Source organism: Telluribacter sp., from assembly GCF_035998675.1.
Taxonomy (GTDB): Bacteria; Bacteroidota; Bacteroidia; order Cytophagales; family Spirosomataceae; genus Telluribacter.
In genome coordinates, this window is sequence record NZ_DASYHI010000018.1 from 314,648 (window position 1) to 332,593 (window position 17,946).

Genomic DNA, 17,946 nt, shown 5'->3' on the forward strand with positions numbered 1-17,946 from the left:
TTACCAAAAGTACTAAAACTTACATTATGTCAATACTGATTTCTGAAGGGAATTACTGAATGGTATTTATACTCAGCTCCCTGAGTTGCTGGTCGGCAATGGGGGAGGGAGAATCGATCATGACATCGCGTCCGGAATTGTTTTTGGGGAAGGCGATAAAGTCGCGGATGGAGTCGGCTCCGCCGAACAGCGAGCAGAGGCGGTCGAAGCCGAAGGCGATACCGGCGTGCGGAGGCGCCCCAAACTCGAAAGCATTCATCAGGAAGCCAAACTGTGCCTGGGCCTCTTCGGGCGTAAAGCCTAGGATGCCGAACATTTGCTGCTGCAGGTCGCGCTGGAATATACGTACCGAACCGCCGCCCACTTCTACACCATTGATGACCATGTCGTAGGCGTTGGCGCGTACCTTTCCCAGATCAGTAGCCAGCAGGGGTACATCTTCGGGTTTGGGACTGGTGAAGGGATGGTGCATGGCAAACCAGCGTTGTTCTTCTTCGCCAAACTCCAGCAACGGGAAATCTACCACCCACAGGACACGGTAATCGTCGGGATTCCTCAGGCCGAGGCGGGTACCCATCTCCAGACGCAGCTCATTGAGCTGCTTGCGGGCCTTGTCGGCCACACCGGGCAGGATCAGCATCAGGTCGCCGGGTTTAGCTCCGAAGGCTTCCGCCCATTTCCTGAGATCTTCTTCCCCGTAAAACTTATCTACGGATGATTTCAGGGTACCGTCGCTGTTGTAGCGCAGATAGATCAATCCTTTGGCACCAATCTGGGGGCGCTTTACCCAATCGGTCAATTCATCAATTTGCTTGCGGGTGTAGTCGGCGCAGCCGGTGGCCTTGATACCTACTACCAGTTCAGCGCCGTCAAATACTCCGAAGTCTTTGCCACTGGTCAGGTCGCGGTCTTCTCCTTTCAGTTCAACGAATTCCATGCCGAAGCGGACATCGGGCTTGTCGGAACCGTAGCGTCTCATGGCTTCGGCGTAGGTCATGCGAGGTACTTCGGGGATGTCGATCCCCTTGACCTTTTTGAACAGATGCCGAATTAAACCTTCGAATGTATTCAGTATATCTTCCTGCGTTACAAACGCCATTTCACAGTCTATCTGGGTGAACTCCGGCTGGCGGTCGGCCCGAAGGTCTTCGTCGCGGAAGCACTTTACAATCTGATAATAGCGGTCAAAGCCCGATACCATCAAGAGTTGCTTAAAGGTTTGGGGGGACTGGGGCAGGGCGTAAAACTCACCCGGGTTCATCCGGCTGGGTACCACAAAGTCACGGGCTCCTTCGGGGGTAGATTTAATGAGTACGGGCGTTTCAACTTCAATAAAATTCAGCTCATCGAGGTAGTGGCGGGTATGGCGCGCTACCTGATGACGCAATTCCAGATTGCGCCGCACCACCGAACGGCGCAGGTCCAGGTAGCGGTACTTCATGCGTATATCGTCGCCGCCGTCGGTTTCGTCTTCGATCAGGAAGGGAGGAAGCTTTGCCGGATTAAGTACCAGTATTTCTTTGACCCGGATTTCAATGGCGCCGGTCGGTATTTTGTCGTTCTTGGACAGCCGTTCGATAACTTGTCCTTTGGCAGCTACCACAAACTCACGTCCTAAACCACGGACTGTTTCCAGGGTTTCGGGCGAAGATTTTCCTTCTTCAAACAAGAGCTGGGTTATACCGTAGCGATCCCGCAGGTCAATCCAGATCATACCTCCTTTATCGCGCACGCGCTGAACCCAGCCGCATAAGGTAACCTCTTGGTTCACATGGTCTAGACGTAGTTCGCCGCAGGTGTGAGTTCGTAACATAAAATCAAATTATACAGTAAAATAGTTAGGGTCTGATGAATGACGGCCCAAAAGTACGTAATTTTACCAAATCTATTCGTTAGCAACTGCCATGAAATCCATTCCCTATCTATACAGGACGCTGTACGCGTTGTCGCTGTTCTTACTCGTCACTGCCTGCTGGGAAAAGGTACCTGACCCCGATCCGGTAACGGGGCGGTCGGATGAATTTGAGACCGTACCCCAGCGCTTTCCCCTGGAAGCCCAGGTAGTAGACGAAGCCTCGGGACTAGTCGATAGCCGGACGCTAGACGGGTACCTATGGACCCACGAAGACGCGGGCAACTGGACGGCCCTTTATCTTATCAGTAAAGATGGAAAACAAATCCGGCAGTATTTACCTGAGGGTATTGTGAATCGGGACTGGGAGGATATTGCCGTCGGGACCGGTCCGCGCGAGGGAGTAAGCTACCTGTACGTTGGGGATATTGGCAACAACGACGCTAATCCGGCGACGGATATTAACTTTATTTACCGGATGCCCGAGCTGACGAGCCTGGACGGTACCTTCCGACGGGGCGACATCGAACAGCTTATCTATAGGTACCCCGACAGTCCGCGTGATGCCGAAACTCTCCTTTTTGATCCTATTTCCAAAGATTTATTCATTATTTCCAAAGAATTCGACCGGGCTAATATTTACCGGTTACCGTATCCGCTCTCACCCGGTGGCGTGGTAACCGCCGAACTGGTAGGCAATATACCATCAGTATACTTTGCTACCGGAGGCGATATTTCTCCTGACGGCACCGAAATCCTGATTCGCACTTACACTAATATTTACTATTGGAAACGCAAGCCCAATGAATCTGTTGGCCAAACCCTGACCCGGCCCTCGGTAAAGTCACTGCCTTACGAGCTGGAACCCCAGGGCGAGGCGGTTTGCTTCGATAAGGAGGCCAATGGGTACTATACCCTGAGCGAACGCCGGGCGGCACCAAGTGTTACCCTGAACTACTTCAAGCGAAAATAGAAAGGTAGGATTATGAATGCTGAATTGAGTCAGGGTGAACTATTGTTGGTTTTGGTCCGGGATTGTTGAAAAATTCTCCGTTCCTGTAACATAATAGAGCAATCAGCACCCAATTGTTTATATTAGTGGCGGTTAAATAAAAACTACCTTTCCACTATGAAAAACAAATTACTTAGTAAGCTTTTGGTACTGGTGCTGGTCACCCTGAGTACCGCCTCCTTTGCGCAGTCGATCAGTCAGATGTCCGCCGACTGGAAGCGCGCCAAAGAATACACCCAGGAGTACCTGGATGCCATGCCGGCCGATGGCCTCAGTTACAAGCCTATGCCGGAAGTACGTTCCTTTGCTGAGCAAATGCTGCACCTGGCCAACGGAAACTTCAACTTTGCCGCAGCGGCATCGGGCAAAGCGAATCCTTATCAGGGCAAAAATCTGGAAAAAATGCCGGAGTATACTACCAAAGAAGCCCTGTCCAGGATTGTGGGCGAAAGCTATGATTTTATGATCAGCAGCCTGGATGGAGCGAAAGACGGAGATATGGGTGCTTCTATTAAGCTGTTTGGCCGGGATATGGGCCGTGGCGTAGCCTACGGCAAAGCCTTTGAGCACCAGACCCACCACCGCGGACAGACTACCACCTACATCCGGATGAAGGGCATTAAGCCTCCCAACGAAAAACTTTTCTAAAACAATCTCCGGGTCCGGTCCCTCCTGGCAGCTGTCAGAGGGGACTTTTATTACTTCATCAATTCCTGTTTTTATTATATGGTAAAAAAGCTACTTACCCTCGGCTGGGTACTGGCGTCGGTACTAGTGTACGCTCAGCCAGCCTCCGATGAAGCCTATATCCGCGAAAACTACACCAAGGCGGAGTACGATATTGCCATGCGAGATGGGACCAAACTGCACACTATTGTTTATTCCCCCAAAGACGCCTCGGCCAGTAGAAAGTACCCCTTCCTGATGCAGCGTACCTGCTACAGCGTAGCTCCCTACGGGCCCGACAAGTACCCCGTCCGGCTGGGCCCCAGTCCGTACCTGATGCGGGAGAAGTACCTGTTTGTGTACCAGGATGTGCGGGGCCGCTACCTGAGCGAAGGAGAGTGGACGAACATGACGCCCCACATCCCGAATAAAAAAAATAAAGATCAGGTAGACGAGGCCTCGGATACCTACGATACTATAGAATGGCTGTTAGCGAATATCCCCAACAACAACAGCCGGGTAGGGCAGTGGGGGATCTCCTATCCCGGCTTCTACACCACAGCTGGTTCGCTAAGCGGGCACCCGGCTCTGAAAGCTTCTTCGCCGCAGGCGCCCATTGCCGATTTCTTCTTTGATGATTTCCACCACAACGGCGCCTTCACGCAGGGCTACTACCTTACTTTTCCGGTGTTTGGCATCCAGCATCCGCAGCCAACCACGGAGTCCTGGTTCAACGACGAATTTATTCACCCCAAACCCGACGGCTATACGTTCAACCTGAACATCGGGCCACTGAAAAATTTCAACAAGTACTACCAGGATAACTTCTTCTGGCAGGAAACCGTCAACCACCCCAACTACGATGAATTCTGGCAGAAGCGGAACATACTGCCGCACCTGAAAGGGGTCAAACCCGCCTACATGACGGTGGGGGGCTGGTTCGACTCCGAAGACCTGTACGGTCCGCTCAATACCTATAAGACCATCGAAAAGAATAATCCTACTGCCTACAATACCCTGGTAATGGGCCCCTTCGGCCACGGGCGCTGGAGCCGCGAAACCGGGCATACCCTGCACAATGACATCTACTTTGGCGACAGCATCGCTACCTTCTACCAAAAGAATATTGAACAGGTATTTTTTAACCACTTCCTGAAAGGCGCCGGTGACGGCAAGACCGGCCTGCCCGAAGCCTACCTCTTCGATACCGGAACCATGCAATGGAAAACTTTTGAGAAGTGGCCGGTGGCGCAGGCCCGGAAGCAGACGCTCTACTTTCAGCCGGGCGGTAAACTGGCATTCAGTACCCCAGCCTCCCGCAACTCGTTTAGTTCCTACATCAGTGATCCGCTGAAACCGGTACCCTATACCGAAGACCTGGCGCAGATGTCGGGCTTCACGCCTTTTAACTACATGTCCGAAGACCAGCGCTTTGCCGCTACCCGCCCCGACGTACTGGTGTTTCAGACCGATGTGCTGACCGAAGACATTACGCTGGGAGGCGAGATCATGACGAGGTTAAAGATAAGTACTTCGGGTTCCGATGCCGATTTCTTTGTAAAATTGATTGATGTATACCCGGACGATACCGAAAACCACCCCCACGTGACTGATCCGGAGGTAGTATTGGCGGGCTACCAGCAGATGGTGCGCAGTGAGATTATGCGGGCGCGCTTCCGGAATAGCTTTGTAAAGCCCGAACCGCTCAAGCCCGGGGAAATTACCGAACTAAACTTCCGCCTGCAGGATGTCCTGCATACGTTCAAAAAAGGGCACCGCATCATGGTACAGGTACAAAGTACAGCTTTCCCGCTCTTTGACCGTAACCCGCAAAAGTACGTAGACAACATCTACAAAGCCGATGCCTCTGATTTTACCATGGCCACCCACCGGGTGTACCACCAGTCCGACGCCGCCAGTAGCCTGGTAGTGGAGGTACTTAAATAAAGGAGGAAGGCAGGAAAGGAATGCAGGAATAATTTGTAGAGACGTAACATCATGCGTTTCTGCTTTTTTAAAGATTATTTAACTTACAGATTGCCAGGCGGCAGGTAAAAAATCGGTACCTTCATTGTTACAAAAATCCTGTACCGAAACCTTTCCTGATCCTTGAAAAAGTACTCTTCCACTTTTGTAACAGTCCTGGGCGCGGTAGCGGCCTTTTGTACCTACACGAGTATGTTTGGTTTTCGTAAAGGTATTACCGCGTTGCGGTTTGAGGGAGTGGAATTTCTGGACATAGACTACAAGATCTGGCTGATTACGGCCCAGGTACTTGGGTATGCGGTATCAAAGGGAATCGGCGTGAAGGTAGTTTCGGAAATGAAACCTCACCAGCGGCCGCTATTTGTACTGGGGCTGATCCTTTTTGCCGAACTGGCGCTGCTGGGCTTTGCCCTGGTACCCGCACCCTACAATATCCTTTTTCTTTTTCTGAACGGGCTGCCGCTGGGCATGGTGTACGGTACCGTACTGGGGTTTCTGGAAGGTCGTCGGCAAACCGAAGTACTGGTCGCGGCCCTGACGGCCTCGTTTATTTTTGCGTCGGGACTGGTGAAAACCGTAGCGCTGCTGCTCATGCAGCAGGGGGTAACCGAGTTGTGGGCACCCTTTGTGACGGGGCTGCTGTTTGTACTCCCGCTCTTGCTTTCGGTATGGGGGCTGGCTAAACTACCCCCGCCTACGGTGGCGGATGAAGTAGCCCGCACCGAGCGCCGACCGATGAACCGGGTGGAGAGGCAAGCTTTTATAGGTACCTTTCCGGTAGCTCTTACGCTCCTGATTGCCTCCTACGTACTGTTATCGGCTTTCCGTGATTTCAGAGACAATTTCGCGCCCGAGATCCTGAGTGCCTCGGCGGTGGGGAATCCGGCTATTTTTGCCCAGACCGAAACGCTCATCGCCCTGATCATACTGGTACTGATGGCGGGGCTGCGCTGGGTCGAAAACAATTTTCGGGCCTTTACCCTCATCAATGGCATCATGCTGGCGGGCGGGGTACTGGTAGGCGCAAGTACCTGGCTTTACCAACTGGGGGTACTAACGCCGGGCGTATGGTTTATGCTAACGGGCCTGGGTATGTACATGGCCTATGTACCCTGCAACGGTCTGTACTTTGAGCGGCTGGTGGCGTCGTTTCAATACGTGAGTACGGTCGGCTTTCTGGTTACCCTGGCCGACTGGTACGGGTACCTGGGGAGTGTAGGGGTACTTTTGTACAAAAATTTCGGCCAGCCGGATATCAGCTTTCAACAGTTTTTTGTGTACGGCTGCTACGGAATGTCCGCCGCCTACCTGGTACTTACGTGCTTGTCGTACCTGGCGTTCCGGCGGAAGTACCAAACCACTCCTGTACCCGCTCTTCGGCATATCCCAGACTCGACGTCATCCCTTTCCCCCCAATCCCCGTAATGATATGCAGGCCCGGCGCGGGTTCCAATTCCAGGATGTCGTCGGGGTGTTGGGCGTAGTACCCGGCCCAGCTGCGGGCCATACCACGTACCGGAAAAGTGACGATCCGCTCGGCTTCCCGTAGGATCAATTCATTGATATATTCCTTCACATCGAAGCCCAGTTCGTCCACCCGGTCGGCGGGGGCGTACTCATGGGAGTCGCCAATGATCACGGAGCCGTCGGTAGCCTGCTTGAACAAGAGGTGGATGCCCCATTTTTTCAATTCTTGGTAGTGAGAAGGAGTAGTCAGTCGGGCAAACGAAGGACATTCTTCAAACGATTCGTAGCGGCGGAGGGTGAGGCCGGTTAGGATGTTACAGGCTAATTTTATTTGGGGCAAAGCAGAAGTCTGTAGCATCTGTAGCTTGCTTACGACCAGCCCGCTGGAAGCAAAGATTTCGGGAAAAAGCAACCTGAATTCGCCGCCACTGCAGACCAGCAGGCGGCTACCGAAGTACTTCTCACGGCGGGCCGTAACTACCTCCACGCCAGCCGCCGCGGGTACACAGTCCAACACGGCCGTATTGGGCAGGTAGATAACTTCGTACTTCTGCTGTAGGTACTGAATCAGCCGGTGAACCAGCCGGTCCGGCTCTACGCTCACATCCTCCGGGAAGTACACACTACCTTTTACGTAGGAAGGCTGCAGATAGGGGTGCTGGAGTAAGGTGTCTTCTTGGTTGAGTAGCTGAATCGGATAGTCTTTTTGCCGAAAAAGTACCTCTGCCTCCTGGGCCAGCTGCCATTCCTCCTCATCCGACGCCACATATACCGACCCATTGGCCCGTACCGTAATATCAAATTCGGCCTGTATTTCTTTGTATAGCTCCACCGACCGCTGTCCGTACCGTTGCCAGCGTCCCGATAAGCCGGAAGGTACTACCTGTCCGAAGTTACGGACGGTGGCGCCGGTGGGGTAGTTGTCTTTTTCCAGCAGCAGTACTTTCTTACCCAGGCGGGCCGCCTGCAGGGCATGAGAGGTACCCAGAATACCGGCTCCTACTACAATTAAGTCGTATTTTATCATAAGGAAAAAAATGTAGCGGTCAGGTACTTTATTGATTCAATTCTTCTACGATCCCGATCATCTCCCGCAGGGAGCCTAGCAGGCGGTCGGGCTGGTGCGGCTCTAGTTGCTCCCGGCTGTGGGTACCATTGGTAACGGCTACGCTCATCCGGCAGCGCGCGGCAAAGCCCGACTGAATGTCCGACGGCGTATCGCCCACGTTAAGTACCTTCGCCGGGTCCTCCACGCCCAGCAGTCGCATGGCTTTCTGGATCATGTGCGGGTGAGGGCGGCCTTTTTCTACTTCGTCGCTGGTGATGGAGGCCTGGATCAGGGTGTTTGAAGTACCTACCCGTTGTTCGTTGAGCCCTTCCAGCCAGCCCAGCTTTTTTAAAATTATATCAGTGACCCGGCGGTAGAAGCCCGTGGTCAGGGCAATTTGAATCTGCTGCTGGTGCAGGTAGTCAAATAATTCGAGGCAGCCTTCGGTTGGAGTAACTTCGTGGGTGAGGTAGTGGTGCTCAAGTACTTCGGTAAATACCTTGTAGGATTTATCCACCCGCATCTGCAACTCCGGATGGCTCCGGCTTTTGAAGTGCTCCTCCCAGAGCGTTTGAAAAACAAAGTACTTGTGCAGGCCCTGCATAGCCAGTATCCGGTCGTTGCTTACTGTGAGACCAGTCTTAAGCGCCGCCCGGGCAAAGCAGGCCTCTACTTCGTGCTGGTCGGTGAGGGTAGTGCCGGCCATGTCAAGGGTAACCAGTTGGATCATAAGGTCAGGTAGGAATAGCGAACGGTGAAAGTTGGGGAGGCAGGATAAATGGTTTATATCAGGGCCAAAGATAGAAAAGCCCGGCCACTGGCAAGGTTATCTGTTTATGAAATAAATGTTAACTCTACTCCGGCTCAGCCAGGGTATAGGTACCTACCAGCGGATAATGGTCCGAATAAGGAATCTTTCTCATGGTTTGAAAATCCTGAAGTCTGAGGTTTTCCCGGCTGTAAAACTGGTGGTCGATCCGGATAAAGTACGGGAGCCTGTTGTAGCTGAACCCAAAGCCCCGCCCCTGTACTTCAAAAGCATTGGCCAACTGCCCGCGCAGGCGGCCATAGACATAGCTGTAGGGGGTTTCATTGAAGTCCCCGCAAACTACTACCGGGTACTCCGACTCCGTTATCCAGGAATCCAGCTGATTTACCTCATCGTTTCGTTCCACAAAGCCTTTCTTCATTTGCCGCAGGGTACCCCGGGTCTCCCGCTTTACACCCACGTACCCCTTTTGGCTGGCCAGCTTGTTCAGCTTCAGGGTCATGGAGTAAAGGTGTACGTTAATAATCCGGATTATTTTTCCCCGCCACCTGATGTCCGTTTGTACCATGCCGTTCTGACTGGCAAAGTGAGCATCTTTACTGGCAACAATCGGATACTTTGAAAAAGTAATGACGCCGCTCACGTAGGAAGGGTCTTCGTCATTAACCCGGGTCAGAGCAACGTGGTGGGGGTAGCCGGCCTTTTTCATCAGCTCAAGCGTAGTCACTCCAGCCTTGTTTTTACGGTTAGAGAACTCCTGGAGGCAGATAACATCGGGGTTCGTCTGTTTCAGCCACGACAGTACCTGCTCCGTAAAAGGTTCGCTGTCATCGTAGAGTTGAAATCCTGCAATATTGTAGTTGACGATTTTGAGTGCAGGTGCACCGGCGGTAGCAAGAGCCCCCTCGGGGGCGCTCAACTTATAAGTACGTTCCAGGAACGGAAAGCTTGCCAGCAGCAGCACGACCGGTACTACGGCCCGGGCGGGTTGAAGTACCAGCCAAAACCCCAGAAAGATTATCTGCCCGACAAGTACCACCGGAAAAGAGATCATCATGAAACCCGCCAGCCAGTGGGAGGACGGCATCCAGTAGCAAAGGGCATACACGACCAGGGTGTACACCACAAATAATTTATATAAAAACCAGATGCCTCCAGTTATCAATCGCATAGTACTTTCATTCTTTTGACCCCAAAAATAGAGGAACCTCCTGAATAATGCAGAGATACCGGTACTGTTTGTGCAAATTGTAAATAAGTGTTATCTTTGCGGCATATTTCGGTTCAATTTTAAGATCGAGGGGATAGGAAATCCCCTTTTTTGTTGCAGTATAACGTTCATGGCGCTGAAGGAACAAATCGAACAATTACTGGAACCTTACTTACAGGAAGGAGATTGTTTTGTAGTAGATATTCTGGTAAAGTCTTCCAGAGTAAGCCAGAAGGTGACAGTCCTGCTGGATAGTGACGAAGGAATTACCATTCAGGAGTGCGCACGAATTAGCAGAAAACTGGGTGCGGAGCTGGAAGAGAAGAATGTTTTTGAAGAGGCCTACACCCTGGAAGTATCTTCGCCCGGCCTGGATTACCCCCTGAAAATGGTACGCCAATACCGCAAGAACATCGGACGGGATTTGAAAGTAACCTTGCAATCAGGAGAAATCCTTACGGGGAACCTGGCCGAAGTAACGGAGGAAAGTATTGTGCTGCAGCTACCTGCCCCCAAAAAGAAATCAAAAGTACCGGTAGACGAAGCCACGCTCCGGCCGACCATTCAACTGGCTGACATTGCCAGGGCAGTCGTGCAGGTTTCGTTTAAATAAGTAGAAATTCAACCCATATTTGGGGCTGTTTTTTTCAGACAGCGATATAATTATTAACTTAGTATCAGTAATTATCCTTACATAACCAATGGATAGCGTAGTATTGATCGAGTCATTTGCAGAATTTGCTCGCTCGAAAAGCATAGATCGTCCAACGATGATCAGCGTCTTGGAAGAAGTTTTTCGTACGATGATTCGTAAGAAGTTCGGTACCGACGATAATTTTGATGTGATCATCAACCCCGAAAGTGGTGACCTCGAAATGTGGCGCACCCGCGAAATCGTGGATGATGACTCCGAGGATATTTGGGATCATGACAAGATACCTCTGGCGGAAGCCCGCAAGATACAGTCTGACTTTGAAGTGGGAGAAGAAGTAGCCGAAGAAGTAAAGCTGATTGATTTTGGCCGTCGTCTGGTACAAACTGCCCGTCAGACCCTGATTCAGAAGATCAAGGACCTGGAAAAGGAAATGATGTACGAAAAGTACAAGGATCAGGTAGGGGAGCTGGTTACCGGTGAGGTGTACCAAACCCTGCGCAATGAACTTATTGTACTGGACAGCGAGAGCAATGAACTGAGCCTGCCCCGCACCGAGCAGATTTCCAAGGATCGTTTCCGGAAGGGCGATGCCGTGAAGGCCGTTATCCATAAGGTTGAAATGATTAACGGTACGCCCAAGATTTCTTTGTCGCGTACTTCTCCGGTTTTCCTCGAGCGCTTGTTCGAAACCGAAATTCCGGAAATTTACGATGGCTTGATTTCCATCCGTCGGATTGTACGCGAGCCGGGTGACCGGGCCAAGGTAGCCGTAGAATCCTACGACGACCGTATTGACCCGGTAGGAGCCTGTGTGGGTATGAAAGGATCGCGTATCCATACCATAGTACGTGAACTGGGCAATGAGAATATTGACGTTATAAACTACACCGATAACCTGGAGCTGCTGATTAGCCGCGCCCTGAGCCCGGCCAAAGTAAGCTCCATGCAGATAGACCGCGAAGCCAAGCGGGTATCGGTTTTCCTGCGCCCGGATCAGGTATCACTGGCCATTGGTAAGGGAGGACAGAATATCAAGCTGGCCGGCCGGCTCGTGAACATGGAAATTGATGTATTCCGCGACATCGAAGAGCAGAATGAGGAAGATGTGGATCTGTCGGAATTCAACGATGAAATTGACGAGTGGATGATCCAGGAGCTACGCAAGATAGGTTTGGATACGGCCAAAAGTGTACTGGCTTTGAATAAAGAGGAGCTCGTACGTCGTACGGATCTGGAAGAAAATACAGTAGAAGAAATTCTGGATATACTCCGGAAGGAATTTGAATAAAGGGTTTCACGGTTTTGGACCGTAAAACAGCGGGCGGTAAAGCGGAACTAATTTGTTGATAATTGATTACCCATAAAAGAAAACACTTTTTTACTTGCTAGTATGGCAGAAGATAAAATGATGCGCCTAAGCCAAGTGGCACGAATCCTGAACGTAGGTATATCTACGATCGTGGATCATCTGTCTGCCAAAGGGTTTAAGGTGGAAACCAATCCTAATACCAAAATCAACTCCGAACAGATTGAGTTCCTGGCCAAGGATTTCAAATCAAGCGAGCTGCAGTCGGCGGGGGGACCCCGCAAACCGGCGCCAGCGGAACCTGTTGTGGAGCAGAAGGAGGAAAAAGTAAGGAGCGATTTTGAGGATATACTTTATTTCCGCACACCGCCCCCCGCTAAAGAAGAAGATAAGACCGTTGAAAAAACTGTTGAACCCTCACTGGCTTCAACCGAAAACAGGCTACCGGGTATAAAGGTAGTAGGTAAGATAGATCTGAATACCAGAAAGCCGATCGCTCCGCCCAGGCCGGAAACCGTAGAAGAGCCGGAGCCGGTGAAGAAAGAAATACCTACCCCGCCTGCGCCTCCCAAAATTGAGGAGCCCGCGCGGAAGGAACCCGATATAGAAGCACCTCGTCCGGAGACCGCGGCACCAGCTGCCAGGGAAAATACTAATTCCAAAAATGAGGACTCCCAGAGTGGAGACTCCCGGAGTGGAGACTCCCGGAGTGGAGACTCCCAGGGTGCTAAGTCGCCTGTCATTGACGTTCCGACAGAAACTCCCAAGGAGGAGGCTTTGAAGGTAAAGGCTCCCCGAGTGGAGGCTCCCGGAGTGGAAGCTCCCCGAGCTGATGCTTCCCAAGTGGATACTTCCCGAGTGGATACTCCCCGAGTGGATACTCCCCGAGTGGATACTCCCCGTGCCGAAACAGCCCCGGCGGAACCTAAGGCTGAAGCCCGTGTAGTACCTGCTGAGGGGACGGGTCAATCAAGCCAGAAAGAAGAAGCACCAGCAGTTGCTCAAAACGAGAGGCCACCCGCTGCCAGTCCCAAAGAAGAACCTAAGACCGAACAACCAGCTGGTGACACTCCGGAGGAGTCGAAACTGATTGAGGCCAAGGGCGAACAACTCCGCGGCCTTAGGGTAGTGGGGAAAATAGAACTGCCTTCGGAACGGGGCCGCAAGAAAGATGCGGTAGCCTCCACCAGCGATGCCAATGCTGACAAAAAGCGGCGTCGCAAACGGAAGCGCATTCGTGAAGGGGGTGCCGCTGCTCCCAAGCCCGCCGAAGCTACCGCCAACGCGGGTACCGCTTCGCCGGCCGGAAAGCCCAAGGAAACCACCGGAACTGGTCGACCTGCACCAGCTGCGGGTACTGCAGGTGCCAATGCAAAAGGCAAGACAGGTGCAGGAACCGGAACAGGTGCAGGAGGACGTCGCCGCGACCGTCGCGAAGAAGTATCTCAGAAAGAAGTATCTGACAATATTAAAGCCACGATGGCCCGCATGGGTGGTGGTAATACGCGTGGAGGTAGTACCAGGGGGCGGGGCCGCCGTCGTGATCGCTCGGAGCAGGATGACTTCAATGAGGATCAGAACGAAACCAAGGTACTGCGCGTAACGGAATTTATCTCCGCCAACGACCTGGCTTCCTTCATGGACGTAACCGTGCAGGAAGTAATATCGGTATGTATGAGCATGGGTATGTTCGTTTCAATAAACCAGCGTCTGGATGCCGAAGCCATCACGTTTATTGCCGATGAATTTGGTTACGGGGTAGAGTTTATCTCAGCCGAAGAAGAAGTACAGAACGATGTTTCCATAGAAGTAGATAGTCCGGATGATCTGGTAGAGCGTGCACCAATTGTTACCATTATGGGACACGTTGACCACGGTAAAACCTCTTTGCTTGACTACATCCGCGAAGCTAACGTTGCGGGCGGTGAAGCCGGAGGTATCACGCAGCACATTGGTGCTTATAGCGTTAAAACAAAAACGGGTAAGCAGGTAACCTTCCTGGATACACCTGGTCACGAAGCCTTTACGGCGATGCGTGCCCGTGGAGCCCAGGTAACGGACGTAGTTATTATTGTTATCGCGGCTGACGACAGTGTCATGCCTCAGACGCGCGAAGCGATCAACCACGCTCAGGTAGCTGGAGTACCTATTGTATTTGCTTTCAGTAAAGTAGATAAGAATGGGGCTAATACGGAAAAGATCCGGGAAGAACTGGCAAATATGAACCTCCTCGTTGAAGACTGGGGTGGTAAGTACCAGGCTCAGGAAATATCATCTAAGTCAGGAATGGGTATAGATGACCTGCTGGAAAAAGTATTGCTGGAATCCGAACTTCTTGAGCTAAAAGCTAATCCTAACCGTCGGGCTGTAGGTACAGTTATCGAAGCCTCTCTGGATAAAGGCCGTGGGTATGTGACAACTGTATTGGTAGAGACAGGTACTTTACGGGTAGGAGACATACTATTGGCAGGGGCTAACTTTGGCCGTGTAAAGGCCATGACCGACTACCGTGGTAAGAAACTGAAAGAAGCCGGACCTTCCACTCCGGTTCAGGTACTAGGTCTGGGTGGAGCGCCACAGGCCGGGGATAAGTTCAACGTGATGGAGAACGAGCGTGACGCCCGTGATATCGCGAACAAGCGCGAGCAGATCCTGCGCGAGCAGAACATGCGTACCCGTAAACACATTACCCTCGAGGAAATCGGACGCCGGAAAGCCATTGGTACTTTCAAAGAGCTTAACCTGATTGTGAAAGGTGACGTGGATGGTTCGGTGGAAGCCTTGTCAGACTCATTGCTACAACTTTCTACCCAGGAGATCCAGGTAAGTATCATTCACAAGGCAGTAGGACAAATATCCGAGTCGGATGTTAACCTGGCCATTGCTTCCGATGCCATCATTGTGGGCTTCCAGGTACGTCCTTCGCCCAATGCCAAGAAAATGGCCGAGCAGGAGCAAATAGAGATCCGTCACTACTCCGTAATTTATCGGGCCATTGAGGAGATTAAGGATGCGATGACCGGTATGCTGGCACCGACGGTAGAAGAGTTTGTTACCGGTAATATCGAAATTCGGGAAACCTTTAAGATTAGCCGCATTGGAACCATTGCCGGTTGCTATGTAACGGATGGATTTGTGAAGCGTAATAACAAAATTCGGATTATTCGGGAAGGTATTGTTATCCACACCGGCGAGATCGACTCTCTCAAACGCTTTAAAGATGATGTCAATGAGGTACGGACGGGCTACGAGTGTGGTCTGAACATCAAGAACTTCAACGATATCGAAGAAGGTGATATTATCGAGAGCTTTGAACTACGCGAAGTAAAACGTACTTTGTAATATAACTAAGGTACCTTTAGGTACTGCGGCCCTCTGCATCCAGAGGGCCGCTTTTTTATACCTGAATGGGCCCGTATTTTTAGCCCTTTCCTGGGGAAATCCTTCCTCCTTCATTTACACATCTGCCTGTGCTTTTAAGATGCTTCAGGGGCTTCCTGCAAACGGAACAGTTATTTTATAAAAGCTGAGTATAAACTGTTCTAAACAGCATTGGATATGAAAGACTCAAAAAATAGAGATACTGAGGATAACTCAATGGCTCATTATAGAAGCGATAGCGATGCCGACAAGCCAGCTACCTATGATCCAGACGACCAAAAGCCTGAGACTACCATAGGCGTTGGACAAGGCTACCGCGATGTACCCCTGGAAGAGTCCGATCCTGATAAAGGTTATAGCGCTAATGGGGGGCAGGGAAAGTGGGAGTCTACATTGCCGCTGGCCGATGAGGACATGGACCGGAGGCAGTCGGATCAGCAAAAGAATGAGGACCTTCAGGATAGCTATGAAAAGATGCAGCGTAACAATAATAAAGAGGAAGGGGAGTCAGAGTAGAAGTGGAAAAAAATGTGAAACTGATTAAACAGATAGAAATCATGAAAAACCGCAATATATTGCCCGAAGACAATGAGGACCTGGACCAGGACCGTATCAGGCAGTCAAAGACGAATCTGACCATGGTGGACCGCAGGCCGGGAGAGAGTACCTTTCCGAACGGAACCAAGAATCATTCTACTAAATATGACCACGCGCAGAGTGATATTCCATTGGAGCTAATTAATGATATTACGCTTGAAGACAATCTTCATGTGGTGGATGATTTGTACGAAGCTGAACAGCGGGCTTTACAGGAAGATGAACTCAGTGACGAAGAACTGGAAAACCTTACCATGGAAGACCTGGAAGAAGATGAGCTCGATGAGGATGATGAAGAAGAGTTCAAGTAAGCTGATTTAACCTACGATTTTCTGGAAGGCCGCCCCAAAGGGCGGCCTTTTTTGTATAATATAACTAAGGCTTCTTTGTGTAAAAAAAATGTAAGATATGGGTGAAAAATAATTGAATATATGATATGTATATTATATATTATGTTTTATATTTGTACTACCATGAAGAGGGGCAACAGCGGTTTGCTGAGCTATTGGCTTTCTTTTTTATTTACTATATTACTTATTATATTTTATACTCGCAGACATGAAATCGAACAACGAGTTAACGAGTCAAAACGAAGAGGAGCAGAACCTGCGCTCCTACCAGCTGGTACGTACCGACGAGGAGTCAGGCGAAACGCTGGTGATGGACAAGTACCTGTATTTTGAAGGTCGTCCGCGTGAATACCGTTTCAACGGACAGAGCGGACAGTTCAACCTGTACGGCGATCGTATTCTGACCGACGAGAAGGGACGTATGCTGACTACTTTCTCTTTTCAACCCATTGCCTACCGAATTTTTGAAGATACCCTTTTTGGCCGTACCGTACGTGAACTGTGGGCGGAGATATTCTTTGTGGACGACGAAGACTGTGTGTCTTCCCTTATGTTCAATAATACGTCAGTCAACGAACTGTACCGCATGATGGAGCCTATTCTGTACGAACGGCAGACCCTATGTGACGTAACTGTAACGGTACGCCCCGAGAAAGTATTCAGTAAGTCTGATCCTACCAAGTCCTGGTTTATTGCCCGGTTCTCGTACGAGACAGCTCCGGCCAGCCGTGTTCGCGAACTGCGTGAGTATGCCCGTGACCACCGAATTTATCGCAGCGAAACCCTTACCAGCGGTGCGCAGCACAAGTTAATATCACGGTCATACTACAATGCCATCGAGTCGCTGGACGACTACTCGCTGACCAATGGTTCTTCGGCCAAGGCCGCTTAATAAAAAGTAATCCGGTAACGTCAATGATAGCACTAAAAGGAGATAAGGTACTGTATCTGGTTCACCCTGATACAGTTGAGTTGGTGGAGGTTGAAGCAGGCCGGACCCGCCTTGTGACGACGCACCAGACAATAGTGGTAGACACGGATGACAACCTGGAAGCGCTTAAGTACCTGTGTGGGCCGGAGGACCTGCACGAGCTGATGACACTACCACCGTTGACCCGGGCCAGCGACCTTCCGTTTTAAAAAACGGAAAGGTTGCCCGGCTCGCGGTGAATAACCTCCCGCAAAATCAGGATCTGCTGTTTGAGTAGCTGAATAGTATCATCACGATCTGTCAACTGTCTTTCCAGCAGCCGGTTATGTTCGCGCAGGATGAGGGTTTCGTTCGAAGGTCCGCTTTGCTCCGTATGGGGTTGGGAAGAACTATCGGCTTGTTTGCCTCCGGGAGTAGCCTGGTTGGTTTTGAAGGGCTCTCCGGCGCCTCTTAGCAGCCAGTCTCCGTTGATGTCGTCAAATCGGTTCACGATGCTGATAAGCGTTTCGTAGCTCGGCTTTGTTTTGCGCCTTAGTATGGTATAAAGTTTGGCGGGTTTATCAAAGCCAAGCTCTTTGCTTAGGCCATAAGCGGTTAATCCTTTGGTTTGCATGATGTATTCCAGGCAGCCGTAGATATCGCTGGGAGTGTCAGAATCTGATGCAGTGTAGGACATTGTCTATTATGTTTTAATTGTATTTGGTTCAAAAATAGAC

16 protein-coding genes are annotated in these 17,946 nt (G+C 51.0%); 11 read left to right on the forward strand and 5 right to left on the reverse strand.

The window, feature by feature from the left end; all coding sequences use genetic code 11:
* Positions 1–52: 52 nt before the first annotated feature.
* Positions 53–1,813: an aspartate--tRNA ligase gene (gene aspS, locus VGN67_RS11985; protein WP_327487064.1), complete on the reverse strand. Its 1,761-nt coding sequence runs from the start codon at positions 1,811–1,813 to the stop codon at positions 53–55.
* A 91-nt stretch (positions 1,814–1,904) separates the two neighbouring features.
* On the opposite strand from aspS, the gene VGN67_RS11990 reads away from it, so the two are divergent.
* The 4 genes from VGN67_RS11990 (at position 1,905) to VGN67_RS12005 (ending at position 6,941) form a co-directional block, all read left to right on the forward strand.
* On the forward strand, positions 1,905–2,825 hold the full coding sequence (locus VGN67_RS11990; protein WP_327487065.1) for a PE-PGRS family protein: 921 nt from the start codon (positions 1,905–1,907) through the stop codon (positions 2,823–2,825).
* A gap of 156 nt (positions 2,826–2,981) precedes the next feature.
* Positions 2,982–3,512: a DinB family protein gene (locus VGN67_RS11995; RefSeq protein ID WP_327487066.1), complete on the forward strand. Its 531-nt coding sequence runs from the start codon at positions 2,982–2,984 to the stop codon at positions 3,510–3,512.
* Between the two features lie 78 nt (positions 3,513–3,590).
* Complete coding sequence (locus VGN67_RS12000; RefSeq protein ID WP_327487067.1) at positions 3,591–5,477, forward strand: CocE/NonD family hydrolase; 1,887 nt, start codon at positions 3,591–3,593, stop codon at positions 5,475–5,477.
* Between the two features lie 162 nt (positions 5,478–5,639).
* Positions 5,640–6,941, forward strand: a complete 1,302-nt coding sequence (locus tag VGN67_RS12005; RefSeq protein ID WP_327487068.1) for a DUF5690 family protein — start codon at positions 5,640–5,642, stop codon at positions 6,939–6,941.
* Here the strand turns inward: VGN67_RS12005 and VGN67_RS12010 are convergent.
* From VGN67_RS12010 to VGN67_RS12020, 3 genes are all read right to left on the reverse strand, one after another.
* A complete protein-coding gene (locus VGN67_RS12010; protein ID WP_327487069.1) occupies positions 6,832–8,010 on the reverse strand; it encodes a TIGR03364 family FAD-dependent oxidoreductase in 1,179 nt (392 codons plus the stop codon). The two genes, VGN67_RS12005 and VGN67_RS12010, sit on opposite strands and share 110 nt — an antisense overlap.
* Before the next feature lie 28 nt (positions 8,011–8,038).
* Entirely contained in the window at positions 8,039–8,761 is a 723-nt protein-coding gene (locus VGN67_RS12015; protein ID WP_327487070.1) for an HAD family hydrolase, read from the reverse strand.
* A 124-nt stretch (positions 8,762–8,885) separates the two neighbouring features.
* A complete protein-coding gene (locus tag VGN67_RS12020; protein ID WP_327487071.1) occupies positions 8,886–9,971 on the reverse strand; it encodes an endonuclease/exonuclease/phosphatase family protein in 1,086 nt (361 codons plus the stop codon).
* A 169-nt stretch (positions 9,972–10,140) separates the two neighbouring features.
* Between VGN67_RS12020 and rimP the strand changes: the two genes are divergently transcribed.
* The 7 genes from rimP to VGN67_RS12055 all read left to right on the forward strand — a co-directional run bounded on the left by rimP (position 10,141) and on the right by VGN67_RS12055 (position 17,439).
* Positions 10,141–10,623 carry a ribosome maturation factor RimP gene (rimP, locus tag VGN67_RS12025; protein ID WP_327487073.1) on the forward strand — a complete coding sequence of 161 codons (483 nt, stop codon included), beginning with the start codon at positions 10,141–10,143 and terminating at the stop codon, positions 10,621–10,623.
* Between the two features lie 88 nt (positions 10,624–10,711).
* Positions 10,712–11,953 (forward strand): transcription termination factor NusA, encoded by a 1,242-nt coding sequence (nusA, locus tag VGN67_RS12030; protein ID WP_327487074.1) that lies wholly within the window; start codon positions 10,712–10,714, stop codon positions 11,951–11,953.
* Positions 11,954–12,055: 102 nt separating this feature from the next.
* Complete coding sequence (infB, locus tag VGN67_RS12035; protein WP_327487075.1) at positions 12,056–15,313, forward strand: translation initiation factor IF-2; 3,258 nt, start codon at positions 12,056–12,058, stop codon at positions 15,311–15,313.
* A gap of 216 nt (positions 15,314–15,529) precedes the next feature.
* Entirely contained in the window at positions 15,530–15,868 is a 339-nt protein-coding gene (locus VGN67_RS12040; protein ID WP_327487076.1) for a hypothetical protein, read from the forward strand.
* 14 nt (positions 15,869–15,882) lie between these two features.
* Positions 15,883–16,260: a hypothetical protein gene (locus VGN67_RS12045; RefSeq protein ID WP_327487077.1), complete on the forward strand. Its 378-nt coding sequence runs from the start codon at positions 15,883–15,885 to the stop codon at positions 16,258–16,260.
* A gap of 247 nt (positions 16,261–16,507) precedes the next feature.
* Positions 16,508–17,191: a hypothetical protein gene (locus VGN67_RS12050; RefSeq protein WP_327487078.1), complete on the forward strand. Its 684-nt coding sequence runs from the start codon at positions 16,508–16,510 to the stop codon at positions 17,189–17,191.
* A 23-nt stretch (positions 17,192–17,214) separates the two neighbouring features.
* Positions 17,215–17,439: a hypothetical protein gene (locus tag VGN67_RS12055; protein WP_327487079.1), complete on the forward strand. Its 225-nt coding sequence runs from the start codon at positions 17,215–17,217 to the stop codon at positions 17,437–17,439.
* On the opposite strand, the gene VGN67_RS12060 is transcribed toward VGN67_RS12055, so the two are convergent.
* Positions 17,436–17,906 (reverse strand): hypothetical protein, encoded by a 471-nt coding sequence (locus VGN67_RS12060; RefSeq protein ID WP_327487080.1) that lies wholly within the window; start codon positions 17,904–17,906, stop codon positions 17,436–17,438. The two genes, VGN67_RS12055 and VGN67_RS12060, sit on opposite strands and share 4 nt — an antisense overlap.
* Positions 17,907–17,946 lie beyond the last annotated feature (40 nt).